The sequence below is a fragment of the Cytobacillus sp. GQ23 genome, assembly GCF_059758675.1.
On record NZ_JCAXER010000004.1, the window covers coordinates 12,336 to 38,685 of the forward strand.

Annotated in this window: 17 protein-coding genes; all 17 read left to right on the plus strand. The window is 45.9% G+C overall.

The genetic code is table 11. The features are described from left to right. The first annotated feature begins 2 nt into the window (after window positions 1-2). The 17 genes from AC6CHU_RS04215 (at window position 3) to AC6CHU_RS04295 (ending at window position 26,346) form a co-directional block, all read left to right on the plus strand. Window positions 3-6,104, plus strand: coding sequence for a hypothetical protein (locus tag AC6CHU_RS04215; RefSeq protein WP_498120149.1), 6,102 nt, complete (start codon window positions 3-5; stop codon window positions 6,102-6,104). Window positions 6,105-6,155: 51 nt separating this feature from the next. After that, entirely contained in the window at window positions 6,156-7,214 is a 1,059-nt protein-coding gene (locus AC6CHU_RS04220) for a hypothetical protein (protein ID WP_498120151.1), read from the plus strand. Window positions 7,215-7,265: 51 nt separating this feature from the next. After that, window positions 7,266-9,737, plus strand: coding sequence for a hypothetical protein (locus AC6CHU_RS04225; protein ID WP_498120153.1), 2,472 nt, complete (start codon window positions 7,266-7,268; stop codon window positions 9,735-9,737). A 107-nt stretch (window positions 9,738-9,844) separates the two neighbouring features. Next, window positions 9,845-10,564 (plus strand): hypothetical protein, encoded by a 720-nt coding sequence (locus tag AC6CHU_RS04230; RefSeq protein WP_498120156.1) that lies wholly within the window; start codon window positions 9,845-9,847, stop codon window positions 10,562-10,564. After that, window positions 10,564-15,207: a hypothetical protein gene (locus AC6CHU_RS04235; protein ID WP_498120158.1), complete on the plus strand. Its 4,644-nt coding sequence runs from the start codon at window positions 10,564-10,566 to the stop codon at window positions 15,205-15,207. Before AC6CHU_RS04230 ends, AC6CHU_RS04235 begins: the two co-directional genes overlap by 1 nt. Window positions 15,208-15,221: 14 nt before the next feature. Beyond that, complete coding sequence (locus tag AC6CHU_RS04240) at window positions 15,222-17,336, plus strand: discoidin domain-containing protein (protein WP_498120160.1); 2,115 nt, start codon at window positions 15,222-15,224, stop codon at window positions 17,334-17,336. A gap of 8 nt (window positions 17,337-17,344) precedes the next feature. Further along, window positions 17,345-17,959 (plus strand): hypothetical protein, encoded by a 615-nt coding sequence (locus AC6CHU_RS04245; protein WP_498120162.1) that lies wholly within the window; start codon window positions 17,345-17,347, stop codon window positions 17,957-17,959. After that, entirely contained in the window at window positions 17,901-19,190 is a 1,290-nt protein-coding gene (locus AC6CHU_RS04250; protein ID WP_498120164.1) for a hypothetical protein, read from the plus strand. The genes AC6CHU_RS04245 and AC6CHU_RS04250 overlap by 59 nt, the downstream gene beginning before the upstream one ends. A gap of 73 nt (window positions 19,191-19,263) precedes the next feature. Further along, window positions 19,264-19,653, plus strand: a complete 390-nt coding sequence (locus AC6CHU_RS04255; RefSeq protein ID WP_498120166.1) for a hypothetical protein — start codon at window positions 19,264-19,266, stop codon at window positions 19,651-19,653. Between the two features lie 160 nt (window positions 19,654-19,813). Next, window positions 19,814-21,052, plus strand: a complete 1,239-nt coding sequence (locus AC6CHU_RS04260; protein WP_498120168.1) for a Rad52/Rad22 family DNA repair protein — start codon at window positions 19,814-19,816, stop codon at window positions 21,050-21,052. A gap of 14 nt (window positions 21,053-21,066) precedes the next feature. Beyond that, on the plus strand, window positions 21,067-21,768 hold the full coding sequence (locus AC6CHU_RS04265) for a hypothetical protein (RefSeq protein ID WP_498120170.1): 702 nt from the start codon (window positions 21,067-21,069) through the stop codon (window positions 21,766-21,768). Then, complete coding sequence (locus AC6CHU_RS04270) at window positions 21,725-22,831, plus strand: primase C-terminal domain-containing protein (RefSeq protein WP_498120172.1); 1,107 nt, start codon at window positions 21,725-21,727, stop codon at window positions 22,829-22,831. The genes AC6CHU_RS04265 and AC6CHU_RS04270 overlap by 44 nt, the downstream gene beginning before the upstream one ends. 178 nt (window positions 22,832-23,009) lie before the next feature. Beyond that, the gene (locus AC6CHU_RS04275; RefSeq protein ID WP_498120174.1) at window positions 23,010-24,104 is read left to right on the plus strand and encodes a DnaB-like helicase C-terminal domain-containing protein; all 1,095 of its coding nucleotides are present in this window, start codon (window positions 23,010-23,012) and stop codon (window positions 24,102-24,104) included. 14 nt (window positions 24,105-24,118) lie between these two features. Next, a complete protein-coding gene (locus tag AC6CHU_RS04280; RefSeq protein ID WP_498120176.1) occupies window positions 24,119-24,412 on the plus strand; it encodes a hypothetical protein in 294 nt (97 codons plus the stop codon). A 16-nt stretch (window positions 24,413-24,428) separates the two neighbouring features. Continuing rightward, window positions 24,429-24,929 (plus strand): hypothetical protein, encoded by a 501-nt coding sequence (locus tag AC6CHU_RS04285; RefSeq protein ID WP_498120178.1) that lies wholly within the window; start codon window positions 24,429-24,431, stop codon window positions 24,927-24,929. A 13-nt stretch (window positions 24,930-24,942) separates the two neighbouring features. Beyond that, window positions 24,943-25,905: a hypothetical protein gene (locus AC6CHU_RS04290; protein ID WP_498120180.1), complete on the plus strand. Its 963-nt coding sequence runs from the start codon at window positions 24,943-24,945 to the stop codon at window positions 25,903-25,905. A 51-nt stretch (window positions 25,906-25,956) separates the two neighbouring features. Next, window positions 25,957-26,346: a hypothetical protein gene (locus AC6CHU_RS04295; protein ID WP_498120182.1), complete on the plus strand. Its 390-nt coding sequence runs from the start codon at window positions 25,957-25,959 to the stop codon at window positions 26,344-26,346. Window positions 26,347-26,350 lie beyond the last annotated feature (4 nt).

Below are 26,350 nucleotides of genomic sequence, written 5' to 3' on the forward strand. Positions count from 1 at the left end.
TCATGTCTCTTGAAAGAGAGAAGCAAGGGTTAGAGGTAAAAGAATACAAGGATCAATTGCCACAGAAAAGTTATGCCATGCGTATTGGAAAAGAAGTGCCTGAAGGGGATGTCAATCTTGCGTATATTCATACCCCGAAGGTTCAAGCAGATGAGAACATCTCACTCATCGATACATCGTACACCTCTGATAATGTCATCCCGCAGGATCAGTTAGAGTCCATGGTGGTGGCAAACGCTCAAGGGGAACTGGAATATGTGGACTTGATTGGAAATGGAGAGGTCCGGCCGAAGCCGCCAGGTACTACCTTCCCGAGCAACAAGATCAATGTAACCAGACGCTTTAAGAAAAATGACATGCGCACCGAGAATGCGTTGTTCTATAAGTTTGAAATTGACTATCACTATGACAGCAAGATGGCAATGCCGGATGACCATGGTGTGTATCAGGTAGAAAAATACACGGGACAGCAGATCGAAATCACCGATGAAAATGGGAATGCCCTGGAGGCCACCTACAAGTTTGATATCTTTGTCCAGGCGAAAGCAGCCAATCCCCGGGTCTATTCCGTTCGAATCTATCTGCATCGCAACACAGACAAACTTGAAACGTTTAAGGTTCGATACAATCACATAGATCAAATTGTGCCGGATGCCCAGATCCAAAGTGTCCAAAGAAGCATAGAGTTTTACTCCAACAAAGAAAATACGTATTCGGTTGATGGCCTCAGCAGGCAAATGCTAGAAGGCGGCAAGCTCCGTATCATTAATGGAGTGAGTGCTTTTGAAAGCACCTCCGAGCAGGAAGTGCGCAATGCGATGGCCACAGAAAACAGCAAGGAGATTTATGCGATTACACCAAAGGCAGATGGCAGCGGCTACAAGATCATTGTCCCGCAGAAGTCGGAAGATGATCCCAGGATTCCTCGAATCTTTTCTCATCGGGTGATAGCCCAGTACCGGACAGAGGATGGGCAAAATGTAAAAGTCAGTGTCGGGCATATTACCGATTGGGTCATGAACTCAGGAGCCTTATTAAAAAATGAACAAGAAGATTATTCCGGAGAGTGGAAGAACATTGGTCTCCCTGCTGGTGGCGGAAAGCTTAACGCCAAAGAGATGATTGAAATCTCCCTGCCATTTGGAACGCCTTCCATTCCATCTGATGCCAGATTCTATGTGGAAGATGACAATGGAAATCTTCTCTACAATCTGACCAAGCTGACAGACAATCCGAATGTGGATTCACAGATCAATGAAGTGATGACCAAAACTGTCGAGGCTCAAGCCAAGAATCTGAATCAATCAGCTTGGACCAATGCCATGCAAGATAACACCGTGGTCAAAAACAAGGCGATCCCTCACAGAGCAAGCATTATCCCGGAGAGACAAGAAACAAAATGGGAGTTTGAGTGGGGTGCTAACGGGCAAGGGTACACAGAGCAGACGACGAATTACAAAACAACCTGGCAGGTCTGTGCCGACGTAGGGTTTAAAAAGAGCATCAACCCACAGACACTGGATCTTTTGGATAAGAGCAAGTGGTCAACGATTGGCCATGAAACCAATGTCGATAAATGGAGATATTCCTATGTGGCGGAGATGGGCAAGAATGTCATTGAGTATTTAGATAATGCAGATGATGTTGTGGGGTTCTATCAAAAGCAGGAAATGATTAATGGCAACCTGACCAACCTGATGAACAAAACCGATTATCAGTTCAGTGCCAAGGTTCGCCTGACCGACCCTGTAGACGATGACGCTATTGGCATCATGTTCCGGGTAAGAGATGCACAAAACTATTACATGTTTGTATGGGAAAAGAATGAGATCTCCACTGTTAATAAGACTTACACCCATGACCATGGAGAAGGAATTGTCGGAGTGGAGCAAGGTTGCGGACGAGTCATACTGAACGAGTATGGATACGATGCAGCTCGATACCATCCAGATGGCGGTGCGACCGAAAGCTGGAGATGGACAAACAACAAGAGTAAATACTTAAATCAAATGGGCTTTGAAACAAAGCACAAGCGTATCATGAAAGCCACGCCGAGCACTCTCCCTTCATTCACAGGGGCGGATTACAAAACATGGAATGGCAGCACCCGATATCCCGCAGATAAAACAAATTGCAAGTTCACAGATATCACAAACTTCTCAACGGGCTATAATGCCAAAGGATGGGAATATGGAAAAGATTATAAGATTACAGTCGTCGTGACAGGATCCCTGTTCCGTGTGTACATCAATGAGAATGTGGATAGCACTGAGTTGGGAATGCTGGTTTGCCAGGGAACAGATGAAACACATACAAAAGGATCTTACGGCATCTTCTGTGCTTCACAGCGCTGGACCTATTGGTACGACCTTATGATGACCGAGATCGAGATGAGTACAGTCTGCACCGATAAGAAAGAAATCGTCCTGACAGACACCACTCGCAAAAAACTATCGAACTACCGGGCCGTCGATTTGATGGAGCCTCTGATAAAAGAAAGAGCCCAGAGCTTATTCGGGGGAGCGCCATATGAAGCATTCACCTACAGAGGAGTATCAGATGGTGACTTCACCATTACAGTAGATGAGGTAGATGGCTTTATCTATGGGAAGACAAACAATCCAGCAGCCGGGGGCGTTGTGCGTTCTGCCTGGACGACCGATGCAAATGGTCTTAGCGTAAAAGGAAAAGGTTATGTTGAATATCATGCTGATGGTCACTTTACCGTCGTAACTGACCCAACTGTACTGCCTACCGATCAAGTGCCGGATGGAGTAAAGGAATTCAAATGGAATGCCCCATGGATCAGCTCAGGTGAAAATGTGAGCATCGCTTTAGCCAGTGACAACCAAATCACCGTGTCGGCAACCGTTCCTCCTATACGATTGATTGGTTCGCCTTATGTATTGGAGGAGAGCGCCATCCTAAAAGCAGATGGATTAAAACACCTGGTGAACCTGTTTGCTGAAGACGGGGAGGATGGAATTTATGACAAACTCGGCATTCCAGCGAACATTCCTAAGGACGAAATTCTCCTGAGAATCGAGCGGGGTGAAGTAACAGGGCTTGGGCCAGACGGATCGGCTACTGTTCAAAATCCGGAGTACCGGGTAAACTACCGTTTCCGCTGCCAGAAAGAGGAGTTCACTCGATTGCCGGTTGATCAATTTCAGGATCAGCTTGGTGTGAATCGCCTTCGCCTGAAGAGCATCCTGGATAGCAAAGGAGAATTTGATCCTTCGATATCAGTGGATGTCATTGCCTGGACAACCTTCCAGGAGCTTGAAGCTGTTCCGTTGTTTGCAGTGAAAGTGGAAGAGCAGCGCAAGATTGAAATTGAAAAACCGAAGATTGAATTCTCGAACATGGAAGCAGACAACTGGTACTTGAGAGTAAAGAATGGACGATTCTTGAAGCGAGTGATCCTTCCTTATCATGAAGCAGGGTCATCTGAAACCGTCCCGCAAATCTATGTATCGTATCCAGAATTGCTTGGAATGGTCTCCAGTCCGAATGAAGTCGTGGAAGTTGATTTAGAATATTCACTTCCGGAATATGTGAACCAGGAATTCCACAACCGTCCATATGTGGTCATCGATAAAGAGCAGCCAGTCATCCTGAATGAGTACGCCATTCAAACTCGCTATCCTTCTCTTGTCCTTCAATCCGAGACAGGGAAAAGTTTCCTTGAAGTGTACTCCCTTCGAAAAAATGAAAAGCGGAACCTGCGGGTGAGTGATGTGGATGCTGCAAAAGGAATCATCTATCTTCATGACCGCATCCGTGAGCAGGATGACGTATATGTTCGTTATGCGTACAAGGAAGATTGGTTCACGTACAGAGGCTTTTACAAAGAAGATGTTGAATATACGATTACACCGAAGACTCAAGAAGTCACCATTTCAGGTTCCTTGACGGTAGAAGCAACAGGGAGTAAGAGTGTGACGAAGATGGTAGACCCAGAAAGGATGTCCATGTTTTCTCTTGGTCAGCCTAACAGTACTTTGATTGTTTCCAGTTTTCAGGGATCACCTTGGGCAGCAGGAAACATTCTGCCGGCACAGTGGGATTATGAGCGAAGCAGGCATGATATCTTTAATGGGGGATTAGATCTGCTATTATTAGGTCCCTACTACTCCAGCTTAACGGAAACAACGAAAAGCGATATTATGAAGTACCTCTATGAGAAGAAAGGGAACGCCTTTTTAAGAATCCCGATGATTGATAACAACACTTCTCTGAAAGCACAAGTCAGCAGGTCGCTACTAGAAGATATGGGGATTGATATCGAATATGCAGGCACCATGAATATTTCCAATATGGAAGTCAACACGGATCATTTCTTGTTCAAGGGATACACGCCTAATGGAAAGACCTTTCAAACAAACTCGAATGATAAGGCGGACAGCAAGCTGATCCTGTATGGATCGAATCTTACGCCGCTGGCTTGGTCTGACAGCAGCAAGGAAAATGTGATACTGGCTCTGTACCAGAATGGAAGCCAGCTTGTGATCGTTTCCTCTTACGGCGGCATCTATGCTTCTTCTGATACCTTTGGGTGGAGACCGCTCTTGAAGAGTATGTATGAATCCATGGTAGGTCATCCTGTGGAGCGATACGAATTGACGACCACTGAAACAGAAACCTTAACCTTCGGGCCATTGGCGAAAACAAAAACAGAGACTCTATCCTCTGGTGAAACCATCAGCAAGCAATGCCTATCTCTTACGTTTTCACCTGGTGAGTTTGGAAGTCAATGGAGTGCCTTCATCAGCAAGTATGCTGGCTACAATATGCAATTAAGGCCTTCCCTGAAATCGAATGTCTCCGGCGGAGCGATTGTCGAACAGTCAGCCACATATGAGAATGGGAGCCTTTTGTCTGAGCAAAGCATGTCACCTAATTCTACGTTCATTGTAAAAGGCTGTGTGCTGCTGGAACCTTTAATTGAACGAAGTGTACTGGACAGTGAGTTCTTCCATCTGGATCTGAACCCGACACCAGGTCACAAACACACCATTGCGAAGAACGGATTCCACCGATGGATTCCGACGAACAACGATCAAGAGATCCATGCTCAAGTGGATGTAAGCAATCTTGAACTCCTGGTGAAGCCATTGCACATCTATCTGCGTCCTTCGGTCATTCGAAAGGTAGGAACCGACGGGGTAGGCGGAACACCAATCATGGGGACCATGAATTCAAAAACGCTCTATCATACGGATGAAGAATGGTGGTTCAATCCAAAAGATTATAAATATGATCCGACCATGCTGCGGCTTGGAAAAGTCTTGCTGCAGGCAAACTCCACCATGCAGGAAAACATGACCATCCTAGATACCCGCACCAGGGGAGGCGGACTGGATGAATCCTTATCAAAAGAAATCATCCGTCAGGTTAATAAAGAAAGTCTCTATCATTGGGATATTGGCTACTTCGATGGAGAAGCTTATCAAGAAAATGGCGTCATCATCGTGAGGCTACCAAGAAGCATCCTGAATACACCGGACAATCCGAACGGGTTCCACGAGTCTGAAGTCCAAGAAGCAGTAGCCAAGCATAAGGGATACGGAGTATTGCCCATCATTGAATACTACGTGCCGTCCAATGAGGAGAGCAGGACGAATATCATTCCGAACCCAGAGTTCCTGTATGGAAAGCCAATTGGCTATTTTGATCCTGTCCGAACCAAGGCGCCATATGAAATTCTTCATGCACCTGTTGGATCGGGCGATAACTATGTGCTCAAGCTGACGGGCAATGGAGAGTATGGCATAACCATTCCGGGTCACAGGTTTGAATCCGGGCAGTATCGATTGGATATCAAAGCGCTAAAAGACAGCACAACTCCTTCTCGAAGTGCAGGGACGGTTGATATCTTCTATAAAAATGGCACAACCCAAAGCATTCAGCTGGGACAAATCAATCGAGATCAATGGATGGTCTACAAAGAGTACATTCAGGTGACAGCGGACGTTCATCACGTCACGATCACGCTAAACAAGACACCACAAAATCTCACAGGAACTATCCTATACGATTATGTCATGCTGCATCCAATGCCTGCCATCTCGGAGGAAAGCGTAGAAATTCATGAAATTTAGTAGTTAATGTAATGCATTTCATGATAGAATAAACCAGAGGAGGAAACATCCATGCCTATTTATAATACCCGTGATTTATTACCTTTTGTAAATATGTTAGAGCAACGAATCAATGATTTAAATGAAAGTGTTGTAGACTGGAGTGTCAATAAGTTCAAGCTGATTTCTGCAGCCAACAAAGTGGACTCTGCTCAAACCACTGCTATCTCCGCCCTTGTCCGGGCGGATGAGGCAATGGCCGAGATTGGAACAGCCACCTTCAAAAGCACAGCCAACCGGGGAAAGCGACTGGAAGACACGTTAAATCAATTGCGAGAAGAAATGTTTAACATCGCCGCATCTGTTGAAGGAAATGGCGGGGGGAGCCTTACGTCCGGAGTCTTTTATGATGAGCTCAACAATGCCATTGCATCGGTTGATGCTACGGTAGAGGATGGGCTGAAGCTCGACTACCGTCTTCGTGAACTGCAGGATGCCGCTCAGACTGGCATGAACATTTCCTTGAAGAAGCTTCATATCCCTTACAAGTATGAAGTTACGAATCCAGAGACCGCTTCTCTTGCTATCCCGCTTGAGGAAGGCATTGAGTTTGTCGGCGCACAGGTGACAGTTCTGGATGAAGAGGGGAGCCCTCTTCTTGATCACGAAGGAAAGATCATCGCTGGTGAGATTGATGAGGATGGAGGCGTCTTGCTGACGGCCGTACCATCAAGAACGGTTTCACTTTATTTCCCTGTTCGCATGAGCTTTCAGGATATACCGGAAGACTTCCTGTACTTGCTGCTGCAGCAAATGATTCAAAAGAACAGCCGCATCATGGAAGTGGTCTTGAACTTTGAAGAATCGATTGAAAACATTGTCACCGACATTGAATATATGAAGGGTGTTAATTGGACACCGGACTTCTCCATCATGCGCAATCATCAGGAGCTGGTGAAAGAAGGCATCACCCCGAAAGGATTGGACGTGGAAGTGAAAGATGGCATGGCACATGTTACCTTCAGCTACAACGATCATCCGCATCTCAGTCACTGGATATGTGAAAAGTGGGATGAAGAACAGCAGAAGTTCGTTCCTTACGATGGAGTCAACGGCATCATCAGTAAATAAGGCGGCTTCGGCTGTCTTATTTTTTTACATATCGAAGAAAGGAGTATCCCTATGAGTAAGTTTTTAGATGACTTTCTGATCACCATGCCAACGACCCAACGAAAAAAGTTAATGGAGCTGCTGGATCTAAAAAGAAAAGAAGGATTAATCCGTTCCAATCATGAATTGGAAGCGGAGCTGCAGCGACTCTTGAGAGATATAGAAAGCCGGCAGGGAGGGCCGACCTTTAAGGCAAGAACCCAATCTGGCCAAACCGATTCCAAATCTTTTAATGCCAACATGGAAGAGATCGCCTTTGACCTCATGACTTTGTTTGAAGCGTCCTCCACAATAGACCGGCTGATGGCAGACAACAAACACTTGTCACGCTCTCTCTTGGCGAACATCAAGAAGCAAATCTTCAGCCTGCAGGCCAAACTTGAACGCTACAAAATGCTAATGAAAAACACCGATGGATTCATTGATGGAATTCATGAAACGTTTGTCTCACCTGAATACACCGAGGTGGATGAAAAGGCACTGCAGTCCTTGCGGAAAGACCGATTTGATAAATACCTAGATGGGAATTACAGTGCAGAACATGTTGGAGATGCCCTTCAGCTGGCAGGCGTAGAAACCACTGACCAGCTGAAAACCAACTATGGCAGAAGGCTTGCTCGAATAGAAGTCCTCAACCGCACCGGGCAAGCAAGTCAAAACCCTAATCATGGGATTGAGATGGCCATCGACGGTTCTCTTGATACGTACTGGGCGGAAAGCATTCTAGTAGATCAGCCGATCACGCAAAGTATCAATGATCTCTGGAAGAATGACTATGCTGCGTTTCCGAAAGACGGAGCCATATGCGAATTAAAGATCACCTTGAACGGCATCACCACCGTATCGGATATTCATTTAGATCCGTTCTGTGCCTATCCTCTTGAAGTGATTTCTGTTTATGGATATGAAACAGAGGATATGGGGGGCACCGTTCATGAACTGATATCACCGGATCATGTGAACCCCCACCAAAGAAGCAAAAAGTCGGTCAATCAAATGACGTTCCAGTTTCCCTCTGTTGATATATCGGTGCTCCGTATTCTGATTCGCCAGGAGAACTATGTGAAAGAAAACTACCTAGTGAACACGGATGAAATGAAGAACATGGAACTGTGGCGGAAGCTCTCTTCCAGTCCTGAATTGATCGAGGATTACAAGAAACCGAATGAAACCATTGCGTCGTTTGATAAGAAGAGTGAAGTGACGGGGTGGACGGTGTACTTGGAGAAACTGACAGAGTGGGCAAAAAGCGTGAATGAAACGGGACTCTTGGAAGCTGCACGCAAAGCCATGGAGACCGTTCGCATGGGAGACTATAAAAACCCGATGCTCTTGAAGCTGCAGGCGTTAAGTCCGGATAAACAGATCAAGGAAGACAGCGAGTTGGCTAAATCCTGGTCTGCCGTCAACAAGCTCTCGTACTTGTATGGTGCTTATAACATATCAGTATTTGGCCGTAAGTACCGAAGCCAGTCGATCTATCTGACAAAGCCGCTGCCGCTTTCTACCAATGCGTCTCGAATCAGCTTGCACACAACAGAGAAACATCATGACTTGGAAATTGGTCCAGAGGTGAAAGATGCCATAACAGGAAGCATCCAATCAAGAGACACGGCCAGAATCACAGACATCGAGTACTACCTGACTCATAAAAAGAATCCAACCGCCACAGACTGGAAGCCGATCCTTCCTGCAGGCAAACAATATGTGCAGGGGGAACTCTTGATGGGAGACCTAATCCAAGGCACTCCAACAGAGTTCTCAGGACTGAACCTTGTAACATACAGCTTCCGTTTCCCCGCCGTATCAGACAAGAGTGTCGTGCTGAGAAGAAATGGAGTAGTCATGAATCCGAACACGTACATCATCTCTGATGATGGAAGGAAGATTGGCATTCATCAAAAATTCTATGCTGCTTCCAGCATCTATGCAGTCGATTACAAGCCAACAGATGATGCCTGGTTTTATGTACTCGATGAGTCCGCCGGCATTACGCCTACGCAGTATATCGACAAGAACGGGGAAACAGGGGAGTTCTTCAGCCAGGCTGACGTAAACAACAGCATCACCCTGAAGCATAAGCCGTATCTATTTAGAAAAGATTTATTCAGCTACCACGAAAAAGAAAACACCTATGAACAGGATCAAGAGAAGCTTTCTTCCCTGGCACCTGAGTTCCCGATGATCATCAGAGTGAATGGAGAAGAGTATCAAAACATTACCAACTATGCTGCGAACACCTATGATCCAGAGAGGCTTCAAGAGAATGATGGGAAAGCTTTTGCACAGGTTGGCACGTCCATTGTCTTCGGCAAACCTATTGATGGCAGCCGGATTGAAAACATCAACGTGGATTATTATTACGTCGCTACTGACATCCGAATGAAAGCCATCCTCAGGCGCAACAGCGTAGAAGATGAATCCGTCACACCGGCACTCTATGATTATCACATTCGCTGTCAGTCCTATGACCAGGAGGTTTAATCATGAAAAAGAAAAAGAAGAATCCTTTTTGGCTTCAGCTTCTTGCAGACCTATTAGATATGATCCTTTGGTGGAAGTAATAAGAGACAGAAAGGAAGGTGAAGCTTATGGCAACACCGAATACTGGCGGGCAATTAAGAACGAAAATTGCTGATATGCAGGTGGGGGACTATATTCAAGTAAGGCATCACTATAATTCTTCTAATAAAATTCACCTTTTTGAATATTGGGGAAACCCTGCTATAGCAACTTTGAGTGAAATGCCCGTGACTGGAAGAGATAAAACGGCATCACAGTATGTTGCAAAAGCTTACTTCATTAAAGTGGATAAAGGATTATTAATATGTGATCGAATAGTCACTAATACAATTTCCTGGGATGAATTAAATAGTTCAGATTATATAGAGGGAAAGACTCTTGAAATAAAAATTGACTCTATAAACTTTGTAAACGGAGGGGGATATTCCTATTTCAATCAAACCGGCATCATCCGCTCCCTCGGTGGAGGCAACAAAAGAATGGACACTTATGCAATGACAGCTCTCCCTGCAGACAATGAGTTTGATGTTTACCTCAAGCAATCAAACCTGAATGGTATGATCACTCCAAATGATCCAGCTGTCTGGCACCATGATGCTGCGTTTACCTGGACTCAAGATACGCCAGATTTCAAAGGTGATTCGTCTTTGTCATCTGCAACTGCAGGATCTCGAGTCTTGAGGCATTTAAACAACGGGGGAGCTTCTATGTCTCATGCCAGTTCTAGCCTAGCTCGTTCAGATATCGGATTCCGTCCAGTATTTGAATATCAGGAGGTGACTCCATAATGACAAAGCCTATTAAAAATAATTCACAGCTCCTCTACCTGCAAGCACGTCAACTCTTTGAGCAAGCAAAGACCAAGTTTGAAGATGGCACAATTAAGTCTGAGCCGCTATTAGTCGCATCTGTCTTCAGCTCGTTCCAGGAGTTCTTCACCTCCATGGGCAAGCCCAACCTGGTGCCACGTTACGCACCAGAGGAAGGGCCACCATGGAGTGAGGATTACAACAGCATGATGAATGAGCTGAAGGCAGACCTCGAGCTTCTTTTTCAGGAAGTGGATATCTTAGGGCGATCCCTGTACTCAGACTTCAATCACAATATGGTGCAGCATGACATCCTCATGAAGCAGTACGAGACCGTGCTGGATAAGATGCGGGATCTTGAACTGTACAGCGGACTGAACACAGATAACCGAGTTGAATTTGGCCGGGATGATTTCTTGAACAAGAATAAGATTGATTATGCACGTATCTCTGGAACTCCTCTTGAACTGGTGGATGGAGCTGTTACCCTGCCGCAGGTGAGCCGGGAGAACGTTGCACAAAATGCATCCGTCACGATCATTGCCGGAAACCGGAAGGCAAACACGTTTATCATTGGAACCGAATCCAACGGATTCCCTGGAAACAATACAGAGATTCATAGTGTGACCGATGATGTCTTGACCAATAAGAATTACATCCCGACCTTTCTGGGAGAAGAGAACAACCACAGTGACTATTCCGTCGTATTAGATGGGTCTCCAAACACCTGGTTTGAATATGAAAAAGTCAATGTGCGGGAACATGACAAGGTGAGGGTAGCGAAAAACCTCGGATGGGATTATCAAGTTCATGAGAATCAGACGATTCCATGGGCGGAAGATCCAGAGAATGGCCTGCTGAAATTACACATGCAGTTGATTCTTCCACAAGAAAAAGTCATCAACCAGATCAACTGCAACATGTATACGCCTCCAAACTATGGAGCTAAGACGGCTATCGTGAAAAACATCCTGGTGTCAGATGGCAAGGGCGTGCCGAAGTCCGTGATGCCAAAGGATAAGAAGGACGATCAATACAGCTTCCACTTTGAACCGGTTAAGGCCAAAGTCATCTCTGTATTGTTTGAGCAGCCGCATAAATACATTACCGACATCGGCCACTTATTCTATGAGAAGAAGATGCAGGTGGAGGATAATTCTGAATACGCCATGGATATGGCCACAAAGAAATACAAGTATGCGCCTCGTGTCGAAGGGCCCTTAATCTCTTTGGAGGATCTGGGCATTGATGTAAAGGTCAGTGACAGTCATGTGGAAGCGCAGTACAAGCTCCTGACTTCCAACGACCAGCAGGCACACAGCATCGGAGAAACCATCAACCGCCTCACTAACGCTGTGGACATGGACACCGTAGACATGGGAGTAGAAAAGTTTGAAGGATTCCGATGGGCTATTGGCATCCGGGATATCGAAGTGTTTGCTTCGGAGTATGCAACCGAAGGGGAGTTAGTTACGACCCCATTCTATTTCGATAAGCCGATGGACAAGATCTCACTTGATGTGAGCGAGAACATTCCGCCGGTATTTGCCTCCAATGATGCACTGAAATATGACTGGCTCAAATACTATGTCTCCATTGATGATGGGGCAACCTGGCATCCGATCACGCCGCTATCCCAAGAAGTTCTGTCACCGGACCAGCCACCGAAGATCTATACCGTAAAGATGGTGGAGTCAAGTGAGCAGCGAATGGACTGGAAAGCCGACTACATTGAATCGGAGTATCCTGTCTACAGCATGCGGATGAAAATTGTCGCCAGACGACCTGAGGACTACACACCAGAAGGCTTTATGTTAAAGGATGCATCCAGCCAGACTGGCTCCTTTATTCAATCCAGCCCGGTGCTAAACTCATACAGCTTTCATGTGGAAACGGCCATTGATGCTTCTGATAGTGAGGAGAGTGACCGCATAACGGCGAATATCCACCAGCTGGGAGAAGGCACGCTTAACCCAGGAGCCGGCGAACCTCCAGATGCAGGAGAAGGGAATCCAGGCGGGGATCCAGGAGATCAGCCACGGCTGACAGTGCTGATAAAGAATAAAAAAACTGAATGGTGTCTGGATGAAGACCTGACTGTGAAAGGACAAATTTACAGTCCTAATCCATTAGTCAAAGCAGAACTATATTTGAACAATGTGCTGCTGGAAGAAAAGTCATTATCCGGAGAACTCCAGGATGTGGAGTTTGACGTAAGCCGCCACCAGTTTGCAAATGGGGCCATGACCTTTGTCTTGAAGGGATATGACTCCAAAGGATCGGCATTGGATAGTGATGTGCTGAATGTGATTAACTGTGATGGCATCCCTGACGAAGACCGCCCGCAGGACCGGGATATTGATAAGCTCACGATTGTGGTGGACCGCAAGCCGACGGAGCTATGTGAATGTGACAACTTAGAATTCTATGGATCCGTTCAAGGACCAAACCCGATTAAGAGTGTCACCTTCTCCCTAAACGGAATCAGCGTAGATCCACAGAATCTAGGAGAGACACCTGAAGGAGATCCTTGCGGAGCAGGTTATGCCGCATTCAGTCAGCAAGCGGAAGTTGTCACGTTGTCAGCTAAAGGGGCATCAGTTCTAAATGACGAGGAGCTTATGAAGATAGAAAGCTTTGGTGAATGGCTGGAAGCTTTTGAAGAAAGGGAAGACTGCGGATGCAAAAATAAAAACAAGCAGGCAGCACCCCCATTCAAGATGCAGGCTACTCCTTTCCACATGCTTCAGATCAATGAGCAGACCTTCCAGGTAAGCATTCCGTATTGGAAGATTCGTGAACTGGAAGTGGAACTGAACACGAACATGAGTGTGAAAGTGACAGCCGTGGATTCCTTAAATCAGCAAGCGACGCAAACCTTTGATGTGCAAGTGAAAGATTGTGAGAATCCACCGGTTGATGAAAATGGAAACCCTAGAGTAAGAGACTGCCTGGAGCTTGAGAGCATCGAGATCCATTATTACGACCACGAAGAAAAGGCAATCGTCAGCAAGACCATTCCACAAAATGCCTTGCCGTTTGAGGGCATAACCAACGGGGCAGGATCTGGCATTACAGTCGGATGGCGAAATGAAGAGAAGGCGCCTGTGATCATGCTGACATCAGGATATGATGATTCCGGCTATGCGTTCCAGATTCATGCTGTAGGAATCCACTATATGACTGAATACGATCAGCTTCAATCAAAGTGGACCTACCTGATTGGCAGCAAAAGTTCTGGTGTGAAAAACGCAGAGAAAATGACTGGAGATCCATCTCGCTCCAGCACTTGGAAAGAAGACATGAAGAACGGGGAGTATGCAACAGCTCCTAGTCTTGGCAGGATTAACGATTACGTTGTTTTCCTTCTGGACAATGAGTGGATATCCAAGTCCTGTTTGGTGGAGACGCCATCATTTGAACCAACAGATTACGAGCAGCCGGAAGAGCCGGAAGAAGACCCAAGCGCCACTCCTATTCACCAATGCCAGCAAATGACTCACATTGTCTTTCAGTACTTTGACGAGAGCAGCAAGCAATTAAAAATGTTCAAAGCAGATATCACTGCTGGCGGAAAAGATGCTTACACCTTAGCAACGAAGTCAGGAATGGCCACATTAACAGTCGGCTGGTCCATTTACTTTGAAGGTCCTGCAATTCAAATCAAGACGGCAGCTGGTGCAGAGAACGTACTGCTTACTGCCATAGGCGTGTTATATATAGACCGATATGGAATGGCACAGACGGCCTGGTCCACTCAAGTGAGATATAAAACCAGCGGAGTTCAATATCCAGAGTTTGCAGTAGGTGAAAAGAAAATCCTTTCTAACTTAAGCTGGATCAACAGCGGGGTGGTAGACTACTCCCTGGCTACCTTTATCGGCAAGGAAGGCGACATCGTTTCCTACGTGATCGACAGCAGCATCGCAGAAAACATGTGCCCGCCTGAAAGGTCCATAGACCAGATCATCGGCGTGGATCCAAGCAGTCCTCCTGACCTTCCACACATCGAGTTCAGACATGACAATGCCACTATTTGCGTGGGAGAAGAGATCAGTGAAATTCTTGCGATTGGCCGTGATATGAATGGATTAAAAGAAGCGGAGTTCAGCATTGACATAAACGGCATAGCAGTTTTAGGCCCTTATGTTGAGTCTATCACTCTTCCTGAGTACACGTTTAACTTCCCGGTTGAAACCGACACCCTGCAGCCAGGAGACACCATTACCTTGAGGGCGAAGGTCATAAACGAATTTGATGTATCGGCAACGGAGGAATTAGAGCTGATAGCAGAAAGCTGTGTAACTCCAGCACCAACTGAACCGGATGTTCCTTGTGGTCAAACCGCTACTTCTGGAGGCGCTGGTGTAACAGTCACAATGCATCCGCTTGGCAGTACGCCGGGGACCGTAAAGATTGACTACAATATGTACGGAGCAGCTGACTCGATGGATGTTTACTATCGGGACAAACTGGTAGCCAGCACCAATGGGTTGGTCCAGAATACGGGATCATTGACATTCGAGTATGCGCCAGTTAACAACGACTACGAAATAAAAGTGATTGTAACAGGTGGAAGCAGTGGAACCGCTTGGGATTACATTGTGAACTGCCCAGTTTAAGAAGAGGTGAAAGCATGGGGATTCGAAAGATACAAATTACCAGAAAGATAGAAGAGATCATCAAGAGCTATCTCTACCGGGGGAGATATCCTACCTTTCAGACGATCACGCATCACTTTGGTCAGTGGCTTCGGGAACATTCTCCCGGGGCTCCTGTCTTCCATCCTCTGAAGGTATTCAGAAAAGAGAAATCAAGTTCGGCTTCCTACAACGCCCAAATTACTGGGATCACACAAGATATCCAGGATGCCTATGAAGCGACGATCAATCAGACGACTCAGATCATGAGCGACTTCAGCTATGTGGAAACAGAAAGAGGCAAGCTGATTCATGAACTGGCAAGCATCTCAAACAAGATCGATGAACTGCTTCTGATTACCAATCAGGCAGACTACCGATACTTTGATAGCAACATGATCAGCTTTGAAGATGCAGGCGGCGTTAATAAAGAAAAGAGCACGGCTTTTGTGAACGTGCAGCACAAAGAAGTGACCTTATTGGAGAATCCATCCCAAAGCGGACAAGTCAGAATCAATCCGTCAAAGGCCTACTTCCAAACCCTGCAGCCGGCCCACAAGCACTCGGCTCTTGAAAGCATGAAGTATGCGTTTGATGAAAACCTCAATACAGCCTGGTGGCATGTCGTGAAAACCAAAGAGCTTGGGGCAGACAACATCATGCGGGCAGAGTTGGTTGTATCGTTTGACCAGGAAGAGGAAATCAACTTTATTGAGTACGCTCCTCATCACGGTAAGCCAGTAGATGTAAAAGTCGAATACACCAGTGACGGTTCGGTGTTTACACCTATTCACCAGAAGGCAGAGACAGACATCGTAACGGGATTAAAAATCTGGAACTTCCAGAAACTCTCGGCTAAGGGTATCAAGTTTGTATTTGAAAAGAAAGACTATGATGAGCGAAGCGGTGATTACTATAACTATTACTTCGGAGCCAAGAATATTAGCGTTCATAAGAAGCATTACCTGAGCGAAGGGGTTTTGTACACAAACCCCATCGAGTTCAGGGAAGACGTACAAGAACTGTCCATGTTTGTCCAGAATGACATTCCGTTTAATTCCGAGCTGAATTATGAAGTGGCTATCTATCAATCTGACAGAACGCTTGAGGAACTCATCTGGCATCCAATATCGTCCTATGATGACTCGAAGCCAAAATATGCGAAGGTCATTAATCTGAATGTAAAAGAAAACAAAAAAGTCGAAACCAGCAAAGCCGAAGCAACCGGCCAGGTGATCAATGGCATGCAGGTGTTCCGGCTGACCAAAGATAACGGGGACGGGATTATGTCGGAGAAAATCCTGGACACTCAAACCGGGGAGACGAAAGAGAGCTTTGATGAGTTTCAGAATCCTAAGGTCTTCAGAGGAATTAACCAATGGAAGCGGGAACGGACCTATGTGCCGTTCGATGGAAGTGTTCCCTTGAACAGCAAATGGGATGAACAGTACCGCAGCCGTCCGGAATTGATCCGATCCAACTACCTGACAAAATCAAATGAGCTGGACCTGCGCCGGACGCACGGCGGATTGGATGACAACTTCTATCGCTTTAGCATCTGCATCTACTCAGATGAACCAAGGAATGAGCCGTTAAGCTTATCTGTCATGTCTACACTCTCCTCCGGTATCCGGAAACGCCTGGGCGCTTACTCTGTCTATGTGAACCGGCAGCGGCTGGTCTCTGTGAATGATGAAGTGACCATGCCTTTTGTGAAAGGGTGGAACGAAATACAGATACTCTTCCATTGGGGCGATATGCAGGAAAGGAAAGACACGGCACGGAAGAACCTTCCTCAAGAAACCATTGTGGGCAAGTTCAATTTCATGAAAGAGAAACGAGTGCGTGGGGATCTTGAGCATTTGCAGTTTGTGGATGTCCATAGCCTGTATCACAATATCTCGCCTAATAACCGTAACTACTTCTCGATCCATGAAAGGCAGGTCGTGCTCAATTATTTGCCTGAGGGTTGCGTGTTTCAGCTGGTGTACGAGAACAATAAACAATTAGAGAAACATAATCAGGTTGTGTTGAGGGCCAGCTTAAAGCGTCATATGAACACCCCTCATGTCACGCCAAAGATATATTCCATTCGATTACGAGCGAAGTAGGTGAACATATGTCAGAGATAACATCATTCTTTTCAAACCCGCTGTCTAGCACAGAGGGCATCGAACAAGCGCAAGGAGAAGTCATTTCCTATCAGGCGGAACCCGCTCCTCCTCCGCTGCCAGACTCTCCACCTGAAACGGGTGGAGGCTCTAATCTGGCCATCGATCTTCTGGACGCATCAAAACCGGTCCTTCCTTTGTACAAGTATCCGAACATCATGAAGCGGAACGCCCGCTATCGTGGCCATCGGGAATCAGAGAAAGTATTGAATGATCATCAGGAGCAAATCTATGATATCCGCCAGCTGCACAAGGACATTTCCAGTCTCTCTCAAAGCATGGACGCATCCTTCCATTCCTGGTTTCATGGGGTGGAAAATTTACGCATTTATGCGAATGGGGAAGAAAAACAATTTATTCCAGCTGATTTCCAGGACAGCCCCGATCTCACCGGCCTTGACCCTGTGAGAGGAAAAGAAAGCGATATGATACAATTGAGTGGGAATAGTTATGAAGATAGTATGGTAGGTATCTATGGTATCAAGCGACGGATGCAACAGATAGATGAAAGAATTGCAGAAGCCGAAAGGAGATACAGGGAATATGAGAATGCCTACGAGTAAAAGTGGAGGCGCCCGTTTCCGTGGGCCCACTTCCTCTGAGGAGTATAATCGCAACGAAGATGATAAATATCTTGAACTCATTGAGCTATACAAAGAAAACAACCGAACACGAGTGAGTCTAAAGGAAACCCATCAAGCGGTGCTTTACGAGAATGCTGCGCTTCACGATTATGTAAAGATGCTTGAAGATCGGTTGAAAACCCTGGAAGACCAGCTCGATTCACTAGGAAAAGAATCCTTCATGAATGGCCGGTTCTTCAAGACCGCCTTCGTACAGGACATGAAGACAGCTTATCCAAGAGAGTTTCAGGATCAGCAAATCACCACACCTAGATGTCAAATTGACTTACAGCATCGTTATGTTAGTTCACCATCCATACATCAGATACCTAAAGCACACCTGACAGATGATAATGGAAATGTCATTGTCCCTTCTGACTTAAAAGTGAAGGTCGGCCGAAGCAGCACCAAGGGAACGGTCGTAGAGAATGACATTCTAAATGCCTTCAATGGCGACAATCTATCATTCTGGCGAAGAAGTGTCACCTATGATTCTCCAGCAGATGTTCCCGCAACTGGTGAAGATGTCGTGCTTGAAATTGAATTGCCCACTAAATTGGTTAATAACCTAAACATCAATACCATTCTCCTCCATCCGCATCCTGAACGTGGCGTGCAGATTCAGAACATTGAAGTGCACTACAACAATGGTTGGCAGGCGATCAAGGGATTCAAGCAAAATGAGATGACAAGCATTACTGCCGATGGTCATTCACCAAGAAGAAAATGGTTCTTCCCGAGCATCCCCGTGCAGAAGGTGAGAATCACCCTGATACAAAAACATCCCATGAATGTAGGGGGCAAGACCGTGTTCACACTAGGGGCACAGGAAATCGGAATCTATCTGACCATGTTTGAACCTAGTGGAGGAATGATTCTAACTCCTTTTGATATGGAAGGGATTTATAATCTCGAGTCCGTAGAGCATGTCTTCTTGAACCGGAACGCATTCAGCTATCCGCAAAACATGGACCATATGTTAGATGGAAATCTATTTGAGTATGAGATCTATGTGGAAGAAGCGGATGGGACACTACGTCCTATCTTGAGTTCAGAATGGAACAGCCAAATGGCTCGAAGAATATGGGTGAAGACTCATTTGTATCCGGATCCTCACAATGGAGTGAATCCTTGCCTGCACGGTGTACGACTGCATTACACCAAAGTATAGTGAGGAGGACATATCATGTTCGCAGAAAACATGCATCCACCTAGTGGAAATATAATCAAAGCAGGTGGGTGCTATGGAATTTAACACAGGAATCATCGCTGCTGTCTCTGGTCTTATCGGTGCGCTTGGCGGATATTTTTCGACGAACAAGAGAACAAGAGCCGAAGCGGATGTAGGATATGGGAAGGCGATACTGGATTCTCATACCGCTGTGTGGGAGCAGGTCAATGCTCTTCGCACCGAACTCAAGGATGAACGGAAGCAAAACCTGGACCTGAGCAAACAGCTGCGGGAAGCGTTAATCAAGATCGATGAAGTCTTGGATGAGAAGCGTGAACTGGTCATACAAATGACAACATTGAACGAACGAGTCCAAAGCTTGGAAAACGAGAATCATATTTTACAAGATAAAGTGGATCGTTTAACAGACGAACTCGAGCGTGCCAGAACGCAGTCCGAATAGAAAACGTGAGAAAAATGCAGATATCCAAAGGAATTTGGAGATATTCTGCATTTTTTTATTTTCTTTCACTTGTATATGTTTGGTAAGTTTGCTAAAATGGGTATATGGTAAGGCATTACATGATACACTTTTTGGTGTATGATATAACAGGAGGTATCCTATGCGAGTGGAAACGAAAGAAGAACGAACAGAACGATTAGCGATTCTTAAAGAGATTAAGGAGAAACTAAAAGAGTGCCGCCCGGAATGGCTCGAGAAGAATGCGAAGCAGCAAGACTCACTTGGAGTCTGGACGGTTCAGCAGATCTTGGACTACGCCACAGGCGGACAATGGGATTTCGTCATTGAAGAACAGTGGCGAGAAGAAGTAATGAAGTACAACAAGCAATCGGCTCAATATGTATTTGATGGCTATGTCTATCATGTTCGTGGCTACTTATACATCGAAGGATTAGGAAGACGCTCTCAGTATGGAAGCAAAGTGGCTATCGGAGGAAAAGACAATCAAAACTCTTCCTATAAGGCAGCCGCCAGTGACTGTTTGAAGAAATGTGCCTCCCTGTTCGGAGTTGGCTCTAGCATTTACTCGAAAATTAAAATAGAAGAAGACGAATATACACAGGTTCAGAATGACCCGAATTACATGGTCGGCAATCAGCAGCAGCAACAGCAGACTGGCCAGAATGTCACCTATGTGAATCAATTCGGAGATCATCAGCAAGGTGAATATGTTTGGATCAACAATGCATGGATGCATCAGAACGAATACTATGCGATGAAGCAACAGCAAACTCAAGCTTCCCAACCTGCGAACGGGGGACAATATCCCAGTCCAGGCTTAACAGAGGAACAGCAGAAGACTCAATTCTATTACGACACGATGCAGCAATATGACCCTAAAGGGTACGAAGAAATGAAGAAGACAGCAGGCCCTTCACCGCTTGAGCAATCCATGCAGGCGGCCGATCAGGCAGTGGCAACCGGAGAAATCAATTACCCTTTTAATCAGACTCCTGCCACACCAGAACAGCCAGTCGTGCAGCAGGAGTTCCAGGCTCAGCCTCAGGCAGAAGCGGCTCCACAAGTGGAAGCGACACAGCAAAGCTTCCAGGCGATTGAATACGGAGCACCGGCCGAACCGCCAAAGACAGAAGCCGCTCCGAAGAAAGAGGAAGACCCGCTTGCTCATATCCAAGCTGACAATCCATGGAATACACTGGAGAATCAGCAGAGCATCGAAATGTTCCGTCAGCACAAGGAGCGACTCGGCATCCTAAAGGATCAGGACTTGCTCCCGCATGTGAGGGAATTTTTCAAAGATGAGAAGGCAAGCATCGGAAGCATCACACCTGAAGTGCTCGTATCCTTCAATGAGTATCTGAAAAACATAGCTGTATAAAGGGAGAGAAATCAATGCAAACAAATGAGGAGCTGGCTAATTACTTTGTACATCGGATCACCCAATCAAGAGTGGGAATAGAAGCACGCATCGGAAGTGCCATGGTTTCTATTCCAAAGCTTCTTGAAAAAGGATGGACACTGGATGCCATTAAAGAAGAATTGGACCTGTTCGCCCAAACCTATCCGCAGGTGGTGTTGAATGTGTATCATCTGGATGAAATCATGGCAAAGAAAGAACCGCCTAATAATCTAATGGAGCCCTTTGTGTTCTACTATCACAATCAGCTCAGAGAGGTTTCGCCTCCAACGATGATCAAAAGAGACGAGACCGGCAAGCTGGTGAGGGTATCCAATCCATTCTACTTGGAAATGAAGAAGTGCTACAGCATGCAGGACCTTTTAGGCTACTGGTACAGGCAGATGGGCATCACCCCGAATGACCACATGGTGAGACAGGATGAAGGCAAGTTCAAGTACATACTTGGCAACTACACATTGGATGAAGTCCTGTTTGCCATCGATGCTGCCAGGACCATCCGGAAAGAAAAACAGGTGCGTCCTCTCCGCAATGCGTTTGAGTTGGATAAGTACATCGAAGACGGTAGGGAGTTTATCAAGGCAAAAGAAAATGCACACAAATCGCAAGGAATTAACAGGGAAGTGAAAAGACATGACGGAACAGAATATTACGGCTCAGGACACCCATACAACTGATACCGTCTGGGTGGAGTGCGGAGCAGACCTGATTGGGAATGAAAAGTTCCCCTTCACCCGAAAGCACTATATGTTCCCTGAGTACACTTGGCAGTTCAGACAAGCTTACAATAACACGGGAGTATACCAGACACAGATGCAGTACATCAACCCAGTCTGGTATCAGAACCCGAAAGGCAAATGGCTAATCAATGCGGGAGAATCCCTTAAATGGGGTGACTTCTATTTAGACTTTGACACGGTAATTGAAAATGAGGAAGACTATCAGAAACTGAAAGAAGACGTTCGAACGGCGCTGCGCTATCTGACCGTTATCATGAACATTGATATTCAGCAGATTCGATTCTTCTTCTCCGGGAACAAAGGCATTCACTTGACCATTCCCGCTGTCACACTCGGCCTTGAACCGCATGCAGCCTTGAACCAGATTTATAAGATTATCATGGAAGACATTGGTCAGTACTGCAAGAACGGAACATTGGATCCGAAAGTGTATGACGACAAGCGGATGTTCCGGATGGTGAACTCCTGGAACCTGAAAGGGAATGCCTATAAGATTCCCATCACACATGATGAATTTGTGAAGTTGTCCATTAGTGAAATCCGTCAGCTTGCCCAAAGCCCAAGAGAAATCCGGGTAGCGGACCCTGTGCCTTCCACAAGGGCACGACTAGTGATCAAACAGCACATTGAAGACTGGACGCAGCGAGTCAACAGACGGGTCGAGTTCAGCGGCAAGATCAAAAAGCTCGAAAGCGAGCCGCCATGCATCCAGGCGATGTGGGAGAAAGTCTTCCGAGAAACGGTGGACGAGAGAAACAACAGTGCCGCCTCACTCGCAAGCTTCTATATGCAGCAGGGCATTGAATATGAAGAATGCCTGGCACGTATCTTGAAGTGGAATGATGAAAACTGTTCGCCTCCACAGAAGCCAAGAGAAGTCGAAATGACCGTATCATCTGTCTATAACGGACAGCACAAATATGGATGTGAATCATTCAAGCGCTTAAGTGGCGTGTGTAATAAAGATAAGTGTCCACTATTCAGTAAGGTGGGGGCCTAAGCTCTCCCTTCGAGGGCATCACTGGTGCCTTGGAAGGGCGGGCTTCGCATACCCGTCCACCTCCTGATTTAGACAGTCACGCAAGGGAACCCTCCCTTGTGCAAAGTCTATGAAACTATTTTTTATGAAAATATTTTCGTATATTTTGCATAGGGGAGAAATGAGAGGAGAATTTACCATGCAAGCGAATGACATGAATTTCCAAGCAATCTTTAATCAGATGGAGCGACAAATCAGCAAAGATGAATCCATCTTCGGAGTGAAAGCGGAGAATCCTTACCACCTTCAGCTTCTGGATCCAGTCCGTATTTACAATCGTCCTTTGAACTCGATTGAGGCTAAGATGATTCAAAACCTGGCGGCCATTGACCAATACTCATGGAACCGTGACGCCCGGGGTGGATTGACGTCCGGATTCCCATTGTTTGATGAAGCATTGGAAGGAGGCATTCAGCCAGGGCTGTATCTGTTTGCATCTCAGGCGAACGTCGGTAAATCTGCTTTCTTGCTTCAAGTGGCACAGCAGGTGTCCGATTTAAACGAGAATGTCCATGTAGCCTATCATTCGTTGGATGACAGCAACAATGAGCTCACTCCTCGTTACATTGCCTGCAAGCAGCAGATTACCATTTCACAGGCAAAGAACCCTTCGAAGTACGCAGACCAGACAGACATACTGGAAAAGCGAAACGAGGGCATGAAGCACCTGTACCGGAATGTCAGCCGCTTCTCTATGTGGGATGCGAATGAAGGTACGAGTGTAGAAGTGATCGAGCAGCGCATCAAGGAAATGAAGATGAACTTCCCTGATGGGACCAAGCTTGTGATCATGATCGACAGTATCTATGACCTGACGGTGGACTCCAAGCAACTGCAGGAGAAAGCACTCTACGAATATGTAGCCAAGACGGTTAAGAGCTGGACGGTCACATATGATGTCGCCGTTCTGTGTACTGCCCATTTGCGTAAGTTGAATGGCGGCCGCCGCCCAATGACCGATGACCTGAAAGAAAACAACCGTTTGGAGTATGAAGCAAACTTCATTGGCCTTCTTTATAATGAGGTAGGCTTGAAGGAAGAGGGCGCTGATGTGTACTGGCTTGCGGATGAAGAAGAATCCAAGATGCCTGTCATCGAGATGAAGGTTGGTAAAAATAAGTTTGGCAGTTTCAAAGGAACCCGATTCTATGAATTCATGCCAAATATGTCTTACTGTATTGAAGCACCTATTGAAGACTGCAGAAGGTATGCAACACTCATTCACCAGAGCTAAAGGGGACAAAGGATATGGGACAAACAATGCTAAATTCAATCAAGAACACCGTTCGCCACAGAGTCAAAGACATTCTAAGTCATTTTCCTGATACACGAAATGACGATCGTTTATTATGTGTAACGTATTGGAGAGAAGTGGATAAAATCACAACGCTTGATGGCGTGAAGGGTGCCACCTCCCCGGAAGCCATTCGAAGAGCCAGGCAGTGGCTGAATGAGCGAGGCTTTCTGCTGGCTACAGACCCTGAGGTGCTCAGGCGCCGGAGACAGAGCTCGCATGAAATGAAGGGCATTACAAATATATAAGAAGGAGTGAACGTGTGTGGCAACAACGCAAATGCACAGCCACCTGCGCAAGTATGTCGAAGATGGCATTCAGCAAAAGGTTCGCTTGAACAGTCTGATTGTGGACTACAAGGATCAAGAGTATAAATCAAGAGAACGAATCATCGACCAGACGCAGCTGGAGCAAAGCCTGAAAGAGCAAGGGATTGACCCTGCTAAAATCTCTCTTGTGACGGAACGTAAAGAACGAGATCAAGAGATATTGGATCGTGTTCAACGAAACATCAATGAGTCAGAAGTGAATATGCAAGGACTGACCATTCGTATGAATGCCCACCTGGAAGAACTCACTGATATTGAGATCGCCACAGGCGGATTCGTCACACATGCTGTAGGAGTGGACCAGAAGGCATCCTTTGACAAAGAAAACAAAGTCATCAAGTTTGAACCTGAAGGCCATGTGGAGATACCGATTGCAGCCAGGATGAACAAATGGAAAGACAGCTCGCAGCTGACGATTAAAAAAATTAAGAAGTAAGGAGTCACAGATTATGTTGTTCTCGTATTATTTTGACTCAGATAAAAACCACAAACTGAATTGCCGCTTTCAAGTGCTTCAGTTTGCCGAAAGAGCAGCTGGCGTTATTGAGATCATGTTTGCTGCAGAAATCACGGAAACGAAGAATGGAACCCGGCTTAAGAGAGAAACACAAGTGGCCACTTTCACATTCCCGCCTACACCTGAAGGAGAAACGAAGCATGATATCGACTTCACCCGTGTGCGCTATGGGGATGAAAAGAAATGGATATTCACCGTCATCAACAATAAAGACAATAAGCAGAAAGCAACCGTTGGACTGATCTCCGAGACAGCCAATAAAAACCCGTTAGGAATGGATATTTATCATGATGATGAAGAGTTCAATGTGGAGCTGAAGGCAAACAACCTTGCCATTATTGAGCAGGGCTATCAGCCGCCGGTCTTAACGCAGACCCTATTCAGCAATACCTTTGCACAAGCCGGCTACCCGGAGCGCTTCGGTTCATCCTCTGCTTCCTATGATGGCACATTCCAGAACTACTTGCTCAGTGATTTTTCACAAGGGTTTCTTGAACCAATTCCAGTCGGCGCACCATTCAAATTAGAGATGGATCTGGCTCCTGCAGATGTTCAGCCTTATAAGGAATCACGCATCTTTGATTTGAATATTCCCAAGTTAGGCAGGATTAGCCTTCTTTCTATTGGGCTGGAGTATATGATCGAAAACGGAATGGCAGATAACGTATCAAGAGAACTCTTTGAGATACCAGCAACACCTGAAGACTTCTGGAACCAGGGAATGAAAGCCAAAGCAAGAATGACGATTACCGGAGACGGACTTGGCACACTTTCCGTGAAGTATGGCGGGGCTACACTGACTGGTGTTTATGATGCAAGTGTCCGATTCAGCGATATCACGTTCGCCGGAAAAACGGTAAGAATTGATAATATGGCTGGAAATTATCAAAAATAATAGTATAATGAAGTTTATGAAAGACATTACATGAATAAAGGAGAATTGGAAATGTTAATTGGACCAAGTATTACACTTGAACAACTAGAAGAGAAATTGAATGACAGGGCGTATGAGATTAAGATGGAATTGCCTAAGCTTCAGAAGGAATTCAGCCGTCTTCGTGGGGAGTTTAAATTGGTGCCTCGCACAGCAGAAAATGACAAGGGCGAAGAAATCACAAACCCTGACTTCTTGAACATCCCGAAGCAAATGCAGGAAATCGAAGATCAGATCAAGGAAATGCAGGATCAGCAGCTGTTCATCGAAGAAAAGCTTGTGGATCTTTCTGATATTGAGGACCGTTCTAAAGGACGTGGCAATGTCGATAAGTCAAAAGACAAAATCACTCTGTCACTGAATGATTGCTTGAAGTTAGGCATCAAACTCGAAGAGAAGTAAGGGG